At 73.6% G+C, this 17,046-nt stretch carries 14 protein-coding genes; 12 read left to right on the forward strand and 2 right to left on the reverse strand.

Features of this window, described 5'->3' with window-relative positions; translation table 11 throughout:
• Window positions 1-15: 15 nt before the first annotated feature.
• The gene (locus ABZ479_RS24805) at window positions 16-825 is read right to left on the reverse strand and encodes an NAD-dependent epimerase/dehydratase family protein (protein WP_499606167.1); all 810 of its coding nucleotides are present in this window, start codon (window positions 823-825) and stop codon (window positions 16-18) included.
• Window positions 826-1,034: 209 nt separating this feature from the next.
• Between ABZ479_RS24805 and ABZ479_RS24810 the strand changes: the two genes are divergently transcribed.
• The 11 genes from ABZ479_RS24810 (at window position 1,035) to ABZ479_RS24860 (ending at window position 14,901) form a co-directional block, all read left to right on the forward strand.
• Window positions 1,035-1,970: a 5-dehydro-4-deoxyglucarate dehydratase gene (locus ABZ479_RS24810; RefSeq protein ID WP_499606168.1), complete on the forward strand. Its 936-nt coding sequence runs from the start codon at window positions 1,035-1,037 to the stop codon at window positions 1,968-1,970.
• 41 nt (window positions 1,971-2,011) lie between these two features.
• Window positions 2,012-3,196, forward strand: a complete 1,185-nt coding sequence (locus ABZ479_RS24815) for a hypothetical protein (RefSeq protein ID WP_500463604.1) — start codon at window positions 2,012-2,014, stop codon at window positions 3,194-3,196.
• Window positions 3,197-4,510: 1,314 nt separating this feature from the next.
• Complete coding sequence (locus ABZ479_RS24820) at window positions 4,511-5,176, forward strand: GntR family transcriptional regulator (RefSeq protein WP_499606170.1); 666 nt, start codon at window positions 4,511-4,513, stop codon at window positions 5,174-5,176.
• A gap of 93 nt (window positions 5,177-5,269) precedes the next feature.
• On the forward strand, window positions 5,270-6,172 hold the full coding sequence (locus ABZ479_RS24825; RefSeq protein WP_500463605.1) for a dihydrodipicolinate synthase family protein: 903 nt from the start codon (window positions 5,270-5,272) through the stop codon (window positions 6,170-6,172).
• Between the two features lie 24 nt (window positions 6,173-6,196).
• Window positions 6,197-7,921 carry an L-arabinonate dehydratase gene (gene araD / locus ABZ479_RS24830; protein WP_500463606.1) on the forward strand — a complete coding sequence of 575 codons (1,725 nt, stop codon included), beginning with the start codon at window positions 6,197-6,199 and terminating at the stop codon, window positions 7,919-7,921.
• A 108-nt stretch (window positions 7,922-8,029) separates the two neighbouring features.
• Complete coding sequence (locus ABZ479_RS24835) at window positions 8,030-8,956, forward strand: carbohydrate ABC transporter permease (protein WP_500463607.1); 927 nt, start codon at window positions 8,030-8,032, stop codon at window positions 8,954-8,956.
• On the forward strand, window positions 8,953-9,879 hold the full coding sequence (locus ABZ479_RS24840) for a carbohydrate ABC transporter permease (protein WP_500463608.1): 927 nt from the start codon (window positions 8,953-8,955) through the stop codon (window positions 9,877-9,879). Before ABZ479_RS24835 ends, ABZ479_RS24840 begins: the two co-directional genes overlap by 4 nt.
• Window positions 9,880-9,927: 48 nt before the next feature.
• Window positions 9,928-11,112, forward strand: coding sequence for a Gfo/Idh/MocA family protein (locus ABZ479_RS24845; RefSeq protein WP_500463609.1), 1,185 nt, complete (start codon window positions 9,928-9,930; stop codon window positions 11,110-11,112).
• Window positions 11,109-11,951 carry a DUF6807 domain-containing protein gene (locus ABZ479_RS24850; protein ID WP_500463610.1) on the forward strand — a complete coding sequence of 281 codons (843 nt, stop codon included), beginning with the start codon at window positions 11,109-11,111 and terminating at the stop codon, window positions 11,949-11,951. Before ABZ479_RS24845 ends, ABZ479_RS24850 begins: the two co-directional genes overlap by 4 nt.
• Before the next feature lie 2 nt (window positions 11,952-11,953).
• A complete protein-coding gene (locus tag ABZ479_RS24855) occupies window positions 11,954-13,570 on the forward strand; it encodes a glycoside hydrolase family 43 protein (RefSeq protein ID WP_500463611.1) in 1,617 nt (538 codons plus the stop codon).
• Window positions 13,567-14,901 (forward strand): ABC transporter substrate-binding protein, encoded by a 1,335-nt coding sequence (locus ABZ479_RS24860; protein WP_500463612.1) that lies wholly within the window; start codon window positions 13,567-13,569, stop codon window positions 14,899-14,901. Before ABZ479_RS24855 ends, ABZ479_RS24860 begins: the two co-directional genes overlap by 4 nt.
• Before the next feature lie 83 nt (window positions 14,902-14,984).
• Here ABZ479_RS24860 and ABZ479_RS24865 read toward each other — a convergent pair whose 3' ends face one another.
• Window positions 14,985-15,896, reverse strand: coding sequence for an AraC family transcriptional regulator (locus ABZ479_RS24865; protein WP_500463613.1), 912 nt, complete (start codon window positions 15,894-15,896; stop codon window positions 14,985-14,987).
• A 125-nt stretch (window positions 15,897-16,021) separates the two neighbouring features.
• On the opposite strand from ABZ479_RS24865, the gene ABZ479_RS24870 reads away from it, so the two are divergent.
• Complete coding sequence (locus ABZ479_RS24870; protein WP_500463614.1) at window positions 16,022-16,990, forward strand: SDR family NAD(P)-dependent oxidoreductase; 969 nt, start codon at window positions 16,022-16,024, stop codon at window positions 16,988-16,990.
• Window positions 16,991-17,046 lie beyond the last annotated feature (56 nt).

The raw sequence follows: 17,046 nt of genomic DNA on the forward strand, positions 1-17,046 counted from the left end.
CGAGAGCGGCCCCGGTCAGTGCGGCCAGATGGGCGGGTGCGTGGTGAAGTGGCCGCCGAGGTGGGCGTGGTCGGGGTTCGCCGGGTCGAGTTCGCCCTGTTCGGCGACGAGCTTCGCCGCGAAGGGCTCGGAGTCGTCCTGCGGCTCGTAGCCCAGCGCCCGTGCGGAGGACAGGTCCCACCACAGCCGGGTGTTGGCGCTGCTGCCGTAGACGACGGTGTGCCCGACGCCCTCGGCGGTGAGGGCGGCGTGGAAGAGCCGTGCGCCGTCCTCGGGGCTCATCCAGACCGACAGCATGCGCACGGACGTCGGCTCCCGGAAGCAGGAGCCGATGCGGACGGAAACGGTCTCCAGGCCGTGCAGGTCCCAGTAGAGCTGGGCCAGGTCCTCGCCGAAGCCCTTGGACAGGCCGTAGAAGGTGTCGGGGCGCCGCGGGGTGTCGACCGGGATCAGCGGGTCGTCCCCGACCGGGCGCGGGGTGAAGCCGACGGCGTGGTTGCTGGAGGCGAAGACGATGCGCGGCACGCCCTCCTCGCGGGCGGCCTCGTAGAGGTTGTACGTGCCCTCGACGTTGGCGCGCAGGATCTTCTCGAAGGGGGCTTCCAGGGAGATGCCAGCGAGGTGGATGATCGCGTCGACCCCGCGCACGGCCTCGCGCAGGGCGGCGCGGTCGGCCAGGTCCGCGGTGATCGCGTCGGGCGCGCCCTCGACGGGCAGCATGTCGAGGAGGCGCAGCTCGTAGCCGTGAGCCGGCAGCAGCTCGCGCATCAGGGTGCCCAGGCCGCCTGCGGCGCCGGTCAGCAGGACGGTGCGGGGAGCGGGCATGCGCGGGTCTCCTCGATAGGACGTCCACGTTCATGGACGTTATTCATATTCATGGACACGCTAAAGAGCGCTTGTCGAAGCGTCAAGACTCCACCACCTGCGGCTGTCTTCCTTGACCCTTCCTCCTGTGCTGCTTTAGCGTGAACGCGTTCATGAATATGGACATCGATCAGATGAGCGCACAGACGCCAGTCCTCAGGGAGAACCCGATGACCGATGCCGCCTCACTGTCCGCGCGCCTCGACGGCCTGCTGTTCTTCCCCGTGACGCCCTTCGGCCCGGACGGCGCCGTCGACCTGGAGGTCTTCCGCGCGCACGTGCGCCGCGGGATCGAGGCCGGGGCCGGAGCGGTCTTCGCGTGCTGCGGCACCGGCGAGTTCCACGCGCTGACGCCCGAGGAGTTCCGCGCCTGCGTCGGCGCGGCCGTCGAGGAGTCCGCGGGCCGCGTCCCCGTCGTCGCCGGCGCCGGCTACGGCACGGCCCTGGCCCTGCAGTTCGCGCGCCTCGCCGAGGACGCGGGCGCCGACGGACTGCTCGCCATGCCCCCCTACCTCGTCGTCGCCGACCAGGCCGGACTGCTGCGGCACTACGCGGCGCTCGCCGCGGGCACCTCCCTCGACGTCATCGTCTACCAGCGCGACAACGCCGTCCTCACCCCCGCGACCGTCGCCGAACTCGCCCGCATCCCGCGCGTCATCGGCCTCAAGGACGGCGTCGGCGACCTCGACCTGATGCAGCGCATCATCAGCGCCGTCCGCAGTACCGTCCCCGACCGCGACTTCCGCTACTTCAACGGCCTCCCCACCGCCGAACTCACCGGCCTCGCCTACCGCGGCATCGGTGTCACCCTCTACTCCTCCGCCGTCTTCTGCTTCGCGCCCGAGATCGCCCTCGCCTTCCACCGCGCCCTGACCGGCGGCGACGACGCCACCGTCAACGCCCTCCTCGACGGCTTCTACCGGCCCCTGGTGGAACTGCGCCAACAGGGCCGCGGCTACGCCGTCTCCCTGGTCAAGGCCGGTGTCCGGCTGCGCGGGCTCGACGCCGGCGAGGTGCGCCCGCCGCTGTCCGAGCCCTCACCCGCGCACATCAAGGAACTCGCCGAACTCATCGACCGCGGCCTCGCCCTGCTCGGCGAGGACTGACGTACCGTGACCCGCGTCAACCCCCTTCACCAGGAGCCGCGTTGAGAGCCTCCACCTTCGTCTACCCGTGGGACGTCATCGGCGACCCGGAGGCGGCGGACCGCATGGCCGGCCTCGGCGTGCAGCAGGTCACCCTCGCCTCCGCCTACCACTCCACGCGCGCGCTGACCCCCCGCCACCCCGGGCACCGCGTCGTCACCGCGCGCCACGCAGCCGTCCTCTACCCGCCCGGCGAGCGCCGCTGGGCGGGACGCGCCCTGCGGCCGTACACCCAGGACTGGGCGGGCGCCGAGGACGCCTACGGCGAGGCCGCCCGGGCCCTTCGTGCGGCCGGACTGGACGTGCACTCCTGGGTCGTGCTCGCCCACAACTCCCGCCTCGGGGACGAGCACCCCCGGGTGAGCGTGCGCAACGCCTACGGCGACCGCTACCCCTGGGCGCCGTGCATCGCCCAGCCGGAGGTGCGCGAGTACCTCGTCGACCTGGCGGCGGAGGCCGCGGTGCGGCCGGGGACCGGGACGGGCGGCACGGAACTGGAGTCCTGCGGCTGGTACGGCTTCGCGCACCTGCACGCCCACGACAAGGTCGGCGGGGTCCCGCTGCCCGGGGCCGCGCAGTACCTGATGTCCCTGTGCTTCTGCGCCGCGTGCGAGGCGGGGTACGCCGGGCTCGGCGCGGACCCGGACGCGCTGCGGGCGGCCGTGCGGGGCGCCCTGGCGCCGGTCTGGGCGGGGGAGTGGACCCCCGGGGCCGACGAGTGGGCCGACGTCGAGAAGCTGCTCGGGGCGGACCTCGCGGGGCTCACCATGGCGTGGCGGGGCCCCGTCGCGCGGGAGTTGCAGCGGGCGGCGGTGGAGGCGGTACGGGCGGCCGCGGCAGCGGCCGGGGCACCGGGGTTCCGGGTGCTGCTGCACGCGGACCCGAACGCGCATCGCTGCGGGGCCAATGTGGGTGTCGACCCGGGGTACGTTCTGAGGCACGCGGACGGGCTCGTGCTGCCCGGGGTGGACCTGGTCGCGGCCTGCGGTCGGCTCGCCGGGGCGGGGACCGTGCTGGCCGCCAACTTTCCCGTGGTCGCCGGGATGGGGGGCAGCCCCGGCACGCTGGCCGAGGACGCGGCGCGGGCCGCCGCGGCGGGGGCGACGGAGTTGCGGCTCTACCACGCGGGGCTCGCGTCCGCGGCGGATCTGGCGGCGGTGCGGGCGTTTTTGGCGGCGCTTGAGTGAGGCTTGCGCCTCCTGCGCCGGGGGCGTTGTGTGCCCGGTGCGTGCTTGTCTGCGGCGCCGTCGTGGTTGCGGGTGGCTGCGCCGGGCCACCTGGTTGTTTGCGTGCACGTTGCGTGCGCCTGCGGCGGGCTGTCTCCCACCCTCCCGCCCGATTGCCCGGCGCGATTGGTGCGGGCCTGCGCAAGTTCGTCTGGGGTCGGCGCCGCGCCGGCGCACGTCCTCAACGCTCGCGGTTTACGTCCACATCGTCGGGCACCGCGTTCGCCGCTCGTCGTTTCCGGGCGCACCCCGACACACCCCCTCCCGTCGTATGGGCGTACAACGGCCGGTGGTGGGTCAGATAGGCGTGCGGGGGTACCCGGAACCGCCGTCTGACCCCACGGCCCCACGGTGCAAGCCCGCATCATTCGGCACCGCGTTCGCCGCTCGTCTTCCTCAGTCTTCGGCCAGGGGGCGCACCCCGCCACACCCCCTCCTCTCGTATGGGCGTACAACGGCCGGTGGCGGGTCAGATAGGCGTGCGGGGGTACCCGGAACCGCCCTTTGACCCCCACAGCCCCTCCGCTCAAAACCGCACCATTCGGCACCGGGTCTGCCGCCCGTCTTCTCCAGCTTTCGGCCAGGCGCGCGGATCAAAGGGGAAGAGCGGCCGACCCTGCGCGGCATGACGTTGGCGTCAGTCGCCAGCCCGGAGGAGGGGGTAGGGAGGCCTTCACAATGGCGCGGGACCACCGGCCGTGCGGGTGCCCAAAGTAGACAGGGACGACAACCCCGGACCGCCACCCCACCCTCACCGGCCGTCGTGCGCCCACACAGGAAGAGGGGACGTGTCGGGGTGCTCCGCCTCGCCGAAGGCTGGGAACGAGCGGTGAACCCTGAACCGAGCGATCCGGGCTGAAATTGCGGGGGCACAGGGCGGTTCGGGGCGCCCCGGACTGCCTCCTCGCCCCCCACCGGCCGTTGTGCGCCCCAACCTCGGGAGGGGGTGTGTCGGGGTGCGCCCGGAAACGACGAGCGGCGTACCCGGCGCCGAATGATGTTGGGGTAAACCGCGAGCGTTGAGGACGTGCGCCGGCGCGGCGCCGACCCCAGACGAACTTGCGCAGGCCCGCACCAATCGCGCCGGGCAATCGGGCGGGAGGGTGGGGGAGAAACCCCAACAGAAACCACGACGCACCCGCACGCAACCACAACCCGGTGCAGGCGCCCCCGGCGCGACCCATTGACGAACCCCGCCCCCAGCCCTACCTTCGTCGCGTCGTACTTCGTACGTCATATATGAGACGCCATACGCGAGACCCGAAAGAGCCCCCCATGGACCTGCTCGCCGGCGCCGCGCCGACGCCGATTCCGTCCCGTACCCAGGTCGTGCTGGAAACGATCAAGCACGGGATCCTGACCGGGCGCCTGAAGCCCGGTCAGGCACTCGTGGAGGCCGAGCTGGCCGCGCAGTTCGGGGTGTCGAAGACGCCCGTGCGGGAGGCGCTGAAGACGCTCGCGGGGACCGGGCTGGTCGTGATGAGCCAGTACAAGGGCGTGACCGTGCGGACCGTGGACGCGGAGATGGCGCGTCAGGTGTACGACGTGCGGCTGCTGCTGGAGCCGGAGGCCCTGCGCCGTACGGTCACGCACCGCGCCCCGCTGGACGCCGCACGGGACGCGCTGTCGCGGGCCGACGAGGCGGCGGACCGGGCCGACCGGTCGCTCGCCAACCGGGAGTTCCACCGGGCGCTGTACACGCCGTGCGGCAACCCCCTGCTGGCCCGGATGCTGGACGACGTACGGGACCAGGCGGCCCTGGTCTCCGCGGTGGTCTGGCAGGAGACGCCGTCGTGGGAGCAGGAGGCCCGCGAGCACCGGGAGATCCTGGCGCGGGCCGTGGACGGGGACGCGGACGGCGCGGCGCGGCTGCTCCACGACCACATCGCGAGCTTCGTGGCCCGTGCGTTCCCCGGCGGCGACGACGGGCCGGCCCGCTGAGCCGCGGACGCGCGGGGGTGAGGGGACGGCCCCCCGCGCGTCCGCTTCCGTCGCGTCCCGACCCCGCAGTCACCCGAGTTGAAGGGCAACCGCATGTCATTCGCAGAGCAGTCGTCGGCGCTCGCCGACGTGGTGGCGATCCCGGTGACCCCGTTCGGCGCGGACGGGGGCGTGGAGCGCGCCGCGTACCGGGCGTTGCTGCGCCGGCTGCTCGACGGCGGGGTGCGGACGGTGACGCCGAACGGCAACACCGGGGAGTTCTACGCCCTCGACCCGGCCGAGCGGCGGCTGGTCGTCGAGCTGACGATGGCGGAGGCGGACCCGGGCACCCAGGTCGTGGTGGGCGTCGGCCACGACGTGCCGACCGCGGTGGCCGCCGCGCGGCACGCGCGGGACGCCGGGGCGCGGATGGTGATGGTGCACCAGCCGGTCCACCCGTACGTGTCGCCGGAGGGCTGGGTGGACTACCACCGCGCGATCGCGGAGGCCGTCCCGGAGACGGGGGTCGTGCCGTACGTCCGCAACCCGGCGCTGGGCGGCGGACTGATCGCGCGCCTCGGCGAGCTGTGCCCGAACGTCATCGGGGTGAAGTACGCGGTGCCCGACGCCGCCCGTTTCGCGGCGGTGGCGCGGGATGCGGGGCTGGACCGCTTCACGTGGGTCGCGGGCCTCGCCGAGCTGTACGCCCCCGCGTACTGGGCGGTCGGCGCGACCGGCTTCACCTCGGGCCTGGTCAACGTCGCGCCCCGGGTGTCGCTGGAGATGCTGCGCGCGCTGCGCGACGGCGACTACGCGGCGGCGATGAAGGTGTGGGAGCAGATCAGGGAGTTCGAGGAACTGCGGGCCGAGCAGGGTTCCGCCGACAACGTGTCGGTGGTGAAGGAGGCGCTCGCGGCGCTGGGGCTGTGCCGCCGCGAGGTGCGCCCGCCCAGCCGGGCGCTGAGCGCGGACCGGCGTGAGCGGGTGGCCGCGCTCGTCGCCGGCTGGGACGTGTGAGCCGGGAGGGGACGGAGGGCCGCCATGAAGAAGCCGGAAGAGCTCCGCAGCCACCAGTGGTACGGGACCGAGGGCCTGCGCTCGTTCAGCCACCGGGCCCGCACCCGGCAGCTGGGCTACCTGCCCGAGGAGCACCTGGGCAAGCCGGTGATCGCGGTCCTCAACACCTGGAGCGACATCAACCCCTGCCACGTGCACCTGCGCGACCGGGCGCAGGCGGTCAAGCGCGGGGTGTGGCAGGCGGGCGGCTTCCCCCTGGAGTTCCCCGTCGCGACGCTGTCGGAGACGTTCCAGAAGCCGACGCCGATGCTCTACCGCAACCTGCTCGCGATGGAGACCGAGGAGCTGCTGCGTTCCTACCCCGTTGACGGGGCGGTCCTGATGGGCGGCTGCGACAAGTCCACGCCCGCGCTGCTCATGGGGGCCGCGAGCGCCGGCCTGCCGGCGGTGTTCGTGCCGGCCGGGCCCATGCTGCCCGGGCACTGGCGCACCGAGGTGCTGGGTTCGGGCACGGACATGTGGAAGTACTGGGACGACAAGCGGGCCGGGCTCATCGGCGACTGCGAGATGGCCGAACTGGAGAGCGGGCTGGCCCGTTCGCCCGGTCACTGCATGACCATGGGCACCGCCTCCACGCTGACCGCCGCGGCGGAGGCGCTGGGGATGACGATGCCGGGCGCCTCGTCGATCCCCGCCGTCGACTCCGGGCACGACCGCATGGCGGCGGCCTCCGGGAGGAGGATCGTCGGCATGGTGCGGGAGGACCTGCGCCCCTCGGCGATCCTGACCCGGGAGGCGTACGAGGACGCGGTGGCGACGGTGCTCGCGCTCGGCGGTTCGACCAACGCCGTGATCCACCTGATCGCGATGGCGGGCCGCAGTGGTGTGCCGTTGACGCTGGACGACTTCGACCGTGTCGCCCGCACGGTGCCGGTGCTGGCGAACCTCCGGCCCGGCGGGCGGTACCTGATGGAGGACTTCCACTTCGCGGGCGGCCTCCCCGGGTTCCTGACCCGGCTGCGGGACGCGGGCGTCCTCCACCTCGACCGGCCCACCGTCGCGCACGCGACCCTGCGCGAGCAGCTGGCCGGGGCGCTCGTCCACGACGACGACGTGATCCGCCCACTGGAGAACCCGCTCGCGGCCGAGGGCGGCGTCGCCGTCCTGCGCGGCAACCTGTGCCCGGACGGCGCGGTCATCAAGCACATCGCCGCGGAGCCGCACCTGCTCAAGCACACCGGTCCGGCCGTGGTGTTCGACGACTACCGGACGCTGCAGCGCACCATCGACGACCCGGGGCTCGGCATCACCGAGGACAGTGTCCTCGTGCTGCGCGGCTCCGGACCGCTCGGCGGACCGGGCATGCCCGAGTACGGGATGCTGCCGCTGCCCGGCCACCTCCTGAAGAAGGGGGTACGGGACATGGTGCGGATCTCCGACGCCCGGATGAGCGGCACGAGTTACGGCGCGTGCGTGCTGCACGTGGCTCCCGAGTCCCACGTGGGCGGCCCGCTGGCCCTCGTCCGCACCGGGGACCCGATCACCCTGGACGTCCACGCGCGCACCCTGCGCCTGGAGGTCGACGAAGCCGAACTCGAACGCCGCCGCGCCCAGTGGCAGGCACCGCCGCCGCGCTACGGACGCGGGTACGGCGCGCTCTACCAGGACCAGATCACCCAGGCCGACACCGGCTGCGACTTCCGCTTCCTGGCCCGGCCCGGAGAAGTGCCGGAGCCCTACGCGGGCTGACGTCCCGCCGCGCACCACCCCGTACCGCCCTCACCGCCACCGCGCCCGTGGCGGCCCCGCACCACTCGGCAAGCGCTTTCCCCGTACCCGTACGAAGGAGTACCGGTCATGGCCACAGCCGTGGCGAAACCACCCCGGCCCCCGCGGCGCCGGCCGTCCGGCGCGGCCCGGCGCACCCCGTACCTGCTGATCGCCCCCGCAGTGCTGCTGATGCTGGGCTTCATCGCCTACCCGATGGTGAGCGTCCTCTACTACAGCCTCCGGGACCACAACGTCACCAAGCCCTGGCGGAACGGCTTCGCCGGCCTCGGCAACTTCCGCCGGATCCTCTTCGACGACCCGCTGTTCTGGCAGAGCCTGCTCTTCAGCCTCAAGTGGGTCGCCGCGGAGGTGGGACTGCAGCTCGCCCTCGGGCTGGCGCTGGCCCTGGTCGTCAACCAGACCTTCGTCGGGCGCGGCCTCTCGCGCGCCCTGGTCTTCTCGCCGTGGGCCGTCTCCGGCGTGCTGACCACCACGATCTGGATGCTGCTGTACAACCCCGCCACCGGCATCAGCCGCTACCTCGCGGACGCCGGCATCGGCGAGTACGGCACCTCGGTGCTGTCCGACCCCGGCACCGTCTTCCCGGCCGCCGTCCTGGCCGAACTGTGGCGCGGCGTACCGTTCTTCGCCATCCTCATCCTCGCCGACCTGCAGTCGATCCCGGACGAGCTGTACGAGGCGGCCGCGGTCGACGGCGCCGGCCGCCTCCGGCGGTTCCGCCACATCACGCTGCCCCACCTGCGGGACGCCATCGTGCTGTCCACGCTGCTGCGCGGGGTGTGGGAGTTCAACAACGTCGACCTGCTCTACACGCTCACCGGCGGCGGCCCCGCCGGGTCGACGACCACGCTGCCGCTGTACGTCGCCAACACCGGCATCGACGGCCACGACTTCGGCTACGCGTCCGCGCTCACCACGGTCGCCTTCGTGATCCTCCTGTTCTGCTCCATCGTCTACCTGCGGCTCAGCAAGTTCGGGGGCGACCGCGCATGACCACCACCGTGCCGGAGACCAACGGCGTCCCCCTGCCCCGCGTGGCCCCCGCAGCGCGGCCCGACGGCGGCGGTGGCGGCACCCGGCCGCGCCGCGGACGCCGGGCGCTCACCGCGGGCGCGCCCCGCTGGCAGATCTACCTGCCGCTGGGCCTGTACCTGCTGTTCACGCTCGTCCCCTTCTACTGGATGCTGCTGTTCGCGCTGCGCCCCTCGGGGTCCACCTCACTGGTGCCGTGGCCGGCCACCACGGCGCACTTCTCGAAGGTGTGGAACGACCTCGGCTTCGCCGTGTTCTTCAAGAACAGCCTGCTCATCGGCATCGCCACGCTCCTGATGACCACCGTGATCGCCCTGCTCGGCGGCTACGCGCTGGCCCGCTTCGACTTCCGCGCCAAGCGCGCCTTCCTGCTGGCCCTGCTGTGCTCGCAGTTCATCCCGGGCGCGCTGATGCTGGTGCCGCTGTTCCAGATCTTCAGCGAACTACGCATGATCGACTCGCTGTGGAGCGTCATCGTCGCCGAGACGGTCTTCCAGCTGCCCCTGTCGATCATCCTCATCAGCGGCTTCATCAAGAACGTGCCCGTGTCGCTGGAGGAGGCCGCCTGGGTCGACGGCTGCGGCAGGATCCGCGCCTTCTGCGCGGTGGTGCTGCCGCTGCTGCGCCCGGGGCTGGTCGCGGTGGGCTCCTTCGCCTTCGTGCACAGCTGGAACCACTTCCTCTTCTCGCTGATGTTCCTCAGCACGCAGGAGAAGTACACGATCCCCGTCGGCCTCAGCTACACCATCGGCTCCGGCGAGAGCGTCGAGCTCGGGACGCTCGCCGCGGGCGGCGTCGTGGCCGCCGTGCCCGTCGTCATCGTCTTCGCGTTCATCCAGAAATGGCTGGTCACCGGCTTCAGCGCGGGTGCCGTCAAGGGCTGAGGCCCGGCCGGTCACCCGCGGTTCCCCCGTGGACGAGGAGGTCCGAACGTGCGTGATCCATCCCCAGCGCCCCCCGGCGGCGCGGTGCCGGTGCCCGTCGTCCTGGCCGGGTTCCGCGGCCACGGCGCCTGGCACCTGGCGAACCTGCGGCGGCTGTCGGCCGCCGGCCTGGTACGGCTCGCCGGGGTCTGCGACACCGTGCCGCCGGCGGCGGGCGAGCCGGCCGGGTTCCCCGGGGCCGTCCACGGCACCGACCTCGGCGAGCTGACCGCGCGGACCGGCGCCCGGATCGCCATCGTCTGCACCCCCATCCACACGCACACCGACCTGGCGCTGGCCGCGGCCGCGCAGGGTGCCCACGTGCTGCTGGAGAAGCCGCCGGCGCCCTCCTACGCCGCGTACGAGCGGCTGGTCGCCGGGACGGAGGCGAGCGGACGTGCCTGCCAGATCGGCTTCCAGTCACTGGGCTCGCACGCCCTGGCCGCCGTACGGGCGCTCGTCGCCGACGGTGCGATCGGTGAGGTGCGCGGCATCGGCGCGGCCGGCAACTGGGTGCGCGAGGAGCACTACTTCCGCCGGGCCGCCTGGTCGGGGCGGCGCCGGACCGGCGGCACGGACGTCGTCGACGGGGTGCTCACCAACCCGCTCGCCCACGCCGTGGCCACCGCGCTCGCCCTGGACGGCAGCGATCGCGCCGAGGACGTCGGCGCGATCGAGCTCGAGCTCTTCCGGGCCAACGCCATCGAGGCGGACGACACCTCCGCGCTGCGGCTGCGCACCGCGCGGGGCACGGTCGTCACGGTCACCGCCACCCTGTGCGCCGAGCGGAACAGCGAGCCGTACGTGGTCGTCCACGGCGACCGCGGCCGGGTGACCCTCTGGTACAAGCAGGACCGCGTCCTGCTGCAACGCGCCGGGCACGGCCCGCGGGAGCGGCGCTACGGGCGCACGGACCTGCTGGAGAACCTCCTCGCGCACGTGCGGCACGGCGCGGAACTGCTCGTGCCGCCGCGCGCGACGGGTGCCTTCATGAAGGTCGTCGAGGCCGTGCGCACGGCACCGGAACCGGTGCCGCTGCCCGAGGACGCCTGGCGCACCGAACCCGGCGAACGGTCCCGCAGGCGCGTCGTCACCGGGATCGACGCGGTGGTCACCGCCGGCGCCGAGCGCCTCGCCCTCTTCTCCGAGCTGGGCGCCCCCTGGGCCGCCGCCGGCGGGACGGTGCCGCGATGACGACCACGACCCTGCACGCCGCCGGACGCCCCGTGGGGCGGTACGTCCACCGCCCCGAGCTGCCCGGGCGGCTCTCCCCGCGTCCGTACCTGCACCCGCTGACGACCCTGGCCGGGGTGCCCGTCACCGCGTTCATGCCCGCCGACCACCTCCACCACCTCGGGGTGAGCGTCGCCGTCCCGGACGTCGGCGGACACAACTTCTGGGGCGGCCGCACCTTCGTCCGCGGCCGCGGCCCGACGGAACTCGACGACCACGGGGTCCAGGAGCACCGGGGACTGCTCCGCAGCGGCCCGGACGGCTTCACCGAGGAGCTGTCCTGGCGCCACGGGGAGCGCGAACTGCTCCGCGAGCACCGGACGGTCGCGGCCCGCGCGCTCGGCGAGGACCGCTGGGCGCTCGACGTCACCTTCGCGCTCACCAACCCCGGCGACCGGGAGCTGACCATCGGCAGCCCCGCCAGCAACGGCCGGCCCGGCGCCGGTTACGGCGGCTTCTTCTGGCGCGCGCCCGCCGGCCCGGAGCGCGCGCGGGTGTTCACCGCCGAGGCGGAGGGCGAGGAGGCCGTGCACGGCCGGGCGGCCGGCTGGCTGGCGCTGTCCGGTGAGGACTGGACGCTGGTCTTCGCCGGGATGACCGCCGTGACCCGCCGCGACCCCTGGTTCGTGCGCACCGCCGAGTACCCGGGCGTCGGCTCCTCCCTCGCGTGGGACCGGCGGCTGACCGTCCCCGCGGGCGGCACCGTGAGCCGGCGGATCGCCACCGCCGTCGCCGACGGGCGGCTCGGCCCCGCGGCCGCCGGCGCGCTCGCCCGCGGCCTCGTCGAGGGGGGCGGCTGACGATGCGCCCCTGGACCGCCGACCTCGGCGACGGCACCTACCGCAACCCGGTGCTCCACGCCGACTGGTCCGACCCCGACGTCATCTCCGTCGGCGACGACCACTACCTCACGGCCTCCAGCTTCGGCCGGGTCCCCGGACTGCCCCTCCTGCACTCCCGCGACCTCGTCAACTGGCGGATCATCGGGCACGCGCTGGACCGTCCCGTACGGGCGTCCGCCGTGCCGCGGCACGACTGCGGGGTGTGGGCGCCGTCGCTGCGGCACCACGACGGCCGCTTCTGGATCTTCTGGGGTGACCCCGACGCCGGGCTGTTCCAGGTCAACGCGCCCGATCCGCGCGGCCCGTGGACCCGCCCGCACCTGCTGAAGGCCGGCAAGGGCCTTATCGACCCCTGCCCGCTCTGGGACGAGGACGGCACCGCCTACCTGGTGCACGCCTGGGCCAGGTCCCGCTCCGGGGTGAAGAACCGGCTCACCGGGCACCGGATGGGCGCGGACGGCCGGGAACTGCTCGACGAGGGCCGGGTGGTCGTGGACGGCGACCGCATCCCGGGCTGGTTCACCATCGAGGGCCCCAAGCTGCACCGCCACGACGGCTGGTACTGGATCCTCGCCCCGGCCGGCGGGGTGGGGACCGGCTGGCAGGGCGCGTTCCGCGCCCGCGAGTTCTTCGGCCCTTACGAGGAGGCCGTCGTGCTCGAACAGGGGCGCACCGCGGTCAACGGGCCGCACCAGGGCGCCTGGGTGCGCACCGCGCGGGGCGAGGACTGGTTCCTGCACTTCCAGCAGCGCGGCGCGTACGGGCGTGTGGTGCACCTGCAGCCGCTGCGCTGGACCGCGGACGGCTGGCCCCTGGCGGGTGACGCGGGCGAACCCGTGACCGTCCACGCCAAGCCGCGGGCCGCCGGGCCGCAGCCGCCCGAGGCCCCGGTCACCGACGACGACTTCCCCGGCGGACGGTTCGGCCGGCAGTGGTCCTGGGCCGCCCCGCCGCGGCCCGGCTGGACCACCGCGCACGGCGCCGACGCGCTGCGCCTGACCTGCGTGCGCACCGCCGCCGCCCACGACCTGCGGCGGCTGCCCAACGTCCTGCTGCAGCGGCTGCCCGCAGAGTCCTTCACCGTCACCGTCGACCTCGCGCTGGACGCGGGCGCCGAGGGCGCGAGGGCCGGACTGGCCGTCGTCGGCGACGCCTTCTGCTGGATCGGCCTGGAGCGGTCGGCGGGCGGCGTCCACCTGGTGCACCGCTTCGCCGAGTCCGCCGCCGGGGCCGAGCGCGACGCCGCGTACGCCCGGCCGGCACCGGAGGGCCGCGCGTCGCTGCGCGTCGAGGTGACCCCGGGCGCCCGCTGCCGTTTCGCCGCGGACACCGGTGACGGCCCGCGCTCCTCGGGCCCGGTCTTCGCCGCCACGCCGTGGCGCTGGGTGGGTGCCCAGCTCGGGCTCTTCGCCGCGGCCCCCACCGCGCCCACCGGCCACGGCGGTCCCGCCGGGACCGCGGACTTCACGCGCTTCCGGATCACGGCCGGCCCGTCCGCCCCGGAACCCGCGCCGGATCCCCGGCCGCCCCGTACGTCCCCACCACCCGCACACACCCCGACAGGAGAGTCACCATGAGAGCACCGATGGGTCGCGGAGCGCGCCTCGCCGCCGCCGTCGCGGCCGTCTCCGCACTGGCGCTGACCGCGTCCGCCTGCGGCACCGACGGCAAGGGCGGCTCGGGCAGCGAGGGCAGCGGCAAGGGCACCGTCACCTTCTGGGACAACAACGGCGGTGTCCGCACCGAGGTGTGGAAGGAGATCATCTCGCGCTTCGAGAAGAAGAACCCGGACGTCGAGGTGAAGTACGTCGGGGTCGCCGCCGCCGACGTGCAGTCCAAGTACGACACCGCCATAGCGGGCGGCAAGGGCCTGCCCGACGTGGGCGGCGTGGGCACCGCGATGCTCGCGAGCCTGGTGGCGCAGGGCGCCCTGGACCCGGTGACCGACCGCATCGACGGCAGCTCCCTCAAGGGCAGGTTCGACCCCGACCTGGTCGAGAGCGTGCAGGTGGCGGGCGGCGGCGAGGAGCTGTTCTCGGTGCCGACCTCCGCGAACATGGGCGTCCTGTGGTACCGCACGGACCTCTTCGAGGCCGCGGGCGTGCCCGCGCCCACCACCTGGGACGCCTTCTTCACGGCGACGGAGAAGCTGACCGACCGGACGAACAACGAGTTCGGCTTCACCTTCCGCGGCGGCGCCGGCTCGATCGCCCAGGCCCTGGACATGATGTACGGGCAGTCGGGCATCGACAGTTTCTGGAACGGCGACTCGACCACCGTCAACGACCCGAAGAACGTGGCCGCGCTGGAGAAGTACGTGGCGCTCTACAAGAAGACCACGCCGGAAGCCGACCTCAACAACGACTTCACCAAGATGGTCGCCGAGTTCGACAACGGGAAGATCGGCATCCTCCAGCACAACCTGGGCTCCTACCAGAACCACCTGGACGCCCTCGGCAAGGACAAGTTCGCCGGCGTGGCCATGCCGGTCGACGCGTCGGGCGTGCGCACCACGGTCTCCAACCCGGTGGACGGGCTCGGCCTGTTCAAGAGCTCCGGGAACAAGGAGGCGGCCTGGAAGTTCATCGAGTTCGCCGCCTCCGCGGAGGCCAACAGCCTGTGGAACGAGTCGGCCGGGGCCGTCCCGTCCAACACCGGGGCGCAGGACGACGACTGGATCGCCTCCGCCGGTGCCACCAAGACCGCCATCGACGCGCTCACCGACCCCGACACCAGGATCGTCCAGCTGCCGTACTACCTGCCGGACTGGAACACCCTCAGCAAGGCCGACAGCGAACCGGAGTTCCAGAAGGTCGTCCTCGGCCGGCTGAGCGCCAAGGACTTCCTGGACGCCTTCGCCGGGAAGCTCAACGCCGCCCAGGCGGACTGGAAGAAGCACAACTCCTGATCCGCGCGCCCGGGAACGGGACGTCCGGCGGCGCACGGCGCCCACGCCGCGTCGTGCGCCGCCGGCCGTCCCCGATCCGCCCGTCAGGCCGCGGGGCCGCTGCGGTACTCACGGGGTGAACTCCCCGTCACCTCTTTGAAGGCCGTGCTGAGCGCGCTCTCGGAGCCGTAGCCGACCGCGCGGGCGATGACGGCCAGGGTGTCGGTGCCCGTGCGCAGCCGTTGCGAGGCGAGTTCGATGCGCCACCGCCTGAGGTAGTCCAGCGGCGGGCAGCCCACGGTCCGCTTGAACCGCGCGGCGAGCGTGGACCGGGACACCCCGCTGGCACGGGCGAGTTCGGCGACCGTCCAGCCGTGCGCCGGGGCGCTGTGCAGCGCCGCCAGGGCAGGCGCCACGACGGGGTCGGCCAGGCCCGCCGGCCAGCCCGACGCGCCGTGCGCCTCGCGCGCCAGGTGCAGGCGCAGCACGTGGACCAGCATGACGACGGCCAGGTGCTCCGCCACGAGCGTGGCGGCCACGGGCCGTCCCAGCAGTTCCTGACCGATCTGTTCCAGCGCCCAGCGCACGGTCTCGGCCTGCGCGGTCTCCGCGGGCACGTGGATGACCGGCGGCAGCGCGTCCAGCAGCAGGGCCCGCGCGCGGTCGCCGAAGGAGAAGCGGCCGCCGACGAGCAGGACGTCGTCCCCCCGGCCGAGCCTGGCGAAGCCGCCCTCCGCCGCCGCGAACACCGGCGCCGCGTCGACCGCGGCCACGCCGGGGCCGCTGCGCAGCACGAAGGGCCGGGCCTGGGTCAGCAGGAAGCAGTCGCCCGCGGCCAGCTCCACCGGCCGGTCCGTCCCCTCGACCTCCAGCCGGCACCGGCCGTGCCGGACCGAGTTGAACTTCACCCCGGACGGGGCCCCGAAGCGCACGGCCCACTCGCCGCCCGCCACGAGGCCCGTCGAGAGATGGGCCCTGGTCTCCAGCAGGGCCAGCACGTCCTCGAGCGGATCCATGGGAGCCTCCTGGGGTGGCTGGACGATGGATGAAGTTTTCCGGAGTTTTCGTTATGGAGGATACGCGACGCCCTTCCTAGCCTGGATCGAGTACCAGCCGTTCCTCCCTTTCAGAGAAGGTCACCGTGCTCGACCACCCCCTCCTGCAGACCCCCTTCCCCTTCCACGCCACGGCCTCCGAGGTCATCAGCGGGGTCGACCTCACCGGCCGGCGCGCCCTCGTCACCGGCGGCGCCTCCGGCATCGGCCTCGAAACCGTCCGGGTCCTGGCCGCGGCCGGCGCGGACGTCACCATCGCCACGCGCGACCTCGCCGCAGCGGCGCCCGCACTCCGCGGGCTCGAGGCCACCGGCCCGGCCGGCTCGGTCGACGTACGCCCCCTCGACCTGGCCGACCTCGACTCCGTCGCGCGCTTCGCCCGCGAGTGGAGCGGCCCGCTCGACATCCTCGTCGCCAACGCCGGGGTCATGGCCCTCCCCACCCGCCAAGTCAGCGACCGGGGATGGGAGCTGCAGCTCGCCGTCAACCACCTCGGCCACTTCGCCCTCGCCACGGCGCTCCACCCCGAACTGCGGGCGGCCGGCTCGGCGCGCCTGGTCGTCGTCAGCTCCGGAGCGCACAAGAGCGCCGCGTTCGACTTCGAGGACCCGCACTTCGAGCGCCGTCCCTACGACCCCTGGACGGCGTACGCGCAGTCCAAGACCGCCGACGTCCTGTTCACGGTCGGCGCCGCCCGCCGGTGGGCCGCCGACGGCATCACGGCGAACACGCTCAACCCGGGATGGATCCTCAGCACCAACCTCCAGCGCCACATCGACGACGCCACCATGCGGGCGATGGGCGTGACGGACGAGGACGGCGCCGTCATCCCGCAGCCGTACCACAAGACCGTCGAGCAGGGCGCCTCGACATCGGTGCTGCTCGCGGCCTCCCCGCTGCTCGACGGGGTCACCGGGCGCTACTTCGAGCACAACCAGGAGGCCCCGGTCCTCGAGGCGAACGAGGGGCGCCCCGCAGGCGTCGCCCCCCACGCCGTGGACCCGATCGCCGCGGACCGGCTCTGGGACCGCGCGCAGTGCGCCCTGCGGAGGTGAGACCGGGGACGTCCCCTGCGGCCGCGCCCGCCCCGGACGGGGCGCGGTCCCGCTCC

The sequence above is a fragment of the Streptomyces sp. NPDC005722 genome (genome assembly GCF_040630935.1).
GTDB lineage: Bacteria > Actinomycetota > Actinomycetes > Streptomycetales > Streptomycetaceae > Actinacidiphila.

Excerpts from the sequence above, each read along its gene's own strand:
- ABZ479_RS24805 (WP_499606167.1), bottom strand. The coding sequence starts at position 825 with ATGCCCGCTCCCCGCACCGTCCTGCTGACCGGCGCCGCAGGCGGCCTG.
- ABZ479_RS24810 (WP_499606168.1), top strand. The coding sequence starts at position 1,035 with ATGACCGATGCCGCCTCACTGTCCGCGCGCCTCGACGGCCTGCTGTTC.
- ABZ479_RS24820 (WP_499606170.1), top strand. The coding sequence starts at position 4,511 with ATGGACCTGCTCGCCGGCGCCGCGCCGACGCCGATTCCGTCCCGTACC.
- ABZ479_RS24825 (WP_500463605.1), top strand. The coding sequence starts at position 5,270 with ATGTCATTCGCAGAGCAGTCGTCGGCGCTCGCCGACGTGGTGGCGATC.
- araD (WP_500463606.1), top strand. The coding sequence starts at position 6,197 with ATGAAGAAGCCGGAAGAGCTCCGCAGCCACCAGTGGTACGGGACCGAG.
- ABZ479_RS24835 (WP_500463607.1), top strand. The coding sequence starts at position 8,030 with ATGGCCACAGCCGTGGCGAAACCACCCCGGCCCCCGCGGCGCCGGCCG.
- ABZ479_RS24840 (WP_500463608.1), top strand. The coding sequence starts at position 8,953 with ATGACCACCACCGTGCCGGAGACCAACGGCGTCCCCCTGCCCCGCGTG.
- ABZ479_RS24850 (WP_500463610.1), top strand. The coding sequence starts at position 11,109 with ATGACGACCACGACCCTGCACGCCGCCGGACGCCCCGTGGGGCGGTAC.
- ABZ479_RS24855 (WP_500463611.1), top strand. The coding sequence starts at position 11,954 with ATGCGCCCCTGGACCGCCGACCTCGGCGACGGCACCTACCGCAACCCG.
- ABZ479_RS24860 (WP_500463612.1), top strand. The coding sequence starts at position 13,567 with ATGAGAGCACCGATGGGTCGCGGAGCGCGCCTCGCCGCCGCCGTCGCG.
- ABZ479_RS24865 (WP_500463613.1), bottom strand. The coding sequence starts at position 15,896 with ATGGATCCGCTCGAGGACGTGCTGGCCCTGCTGGAGACCAGGGCCCAT.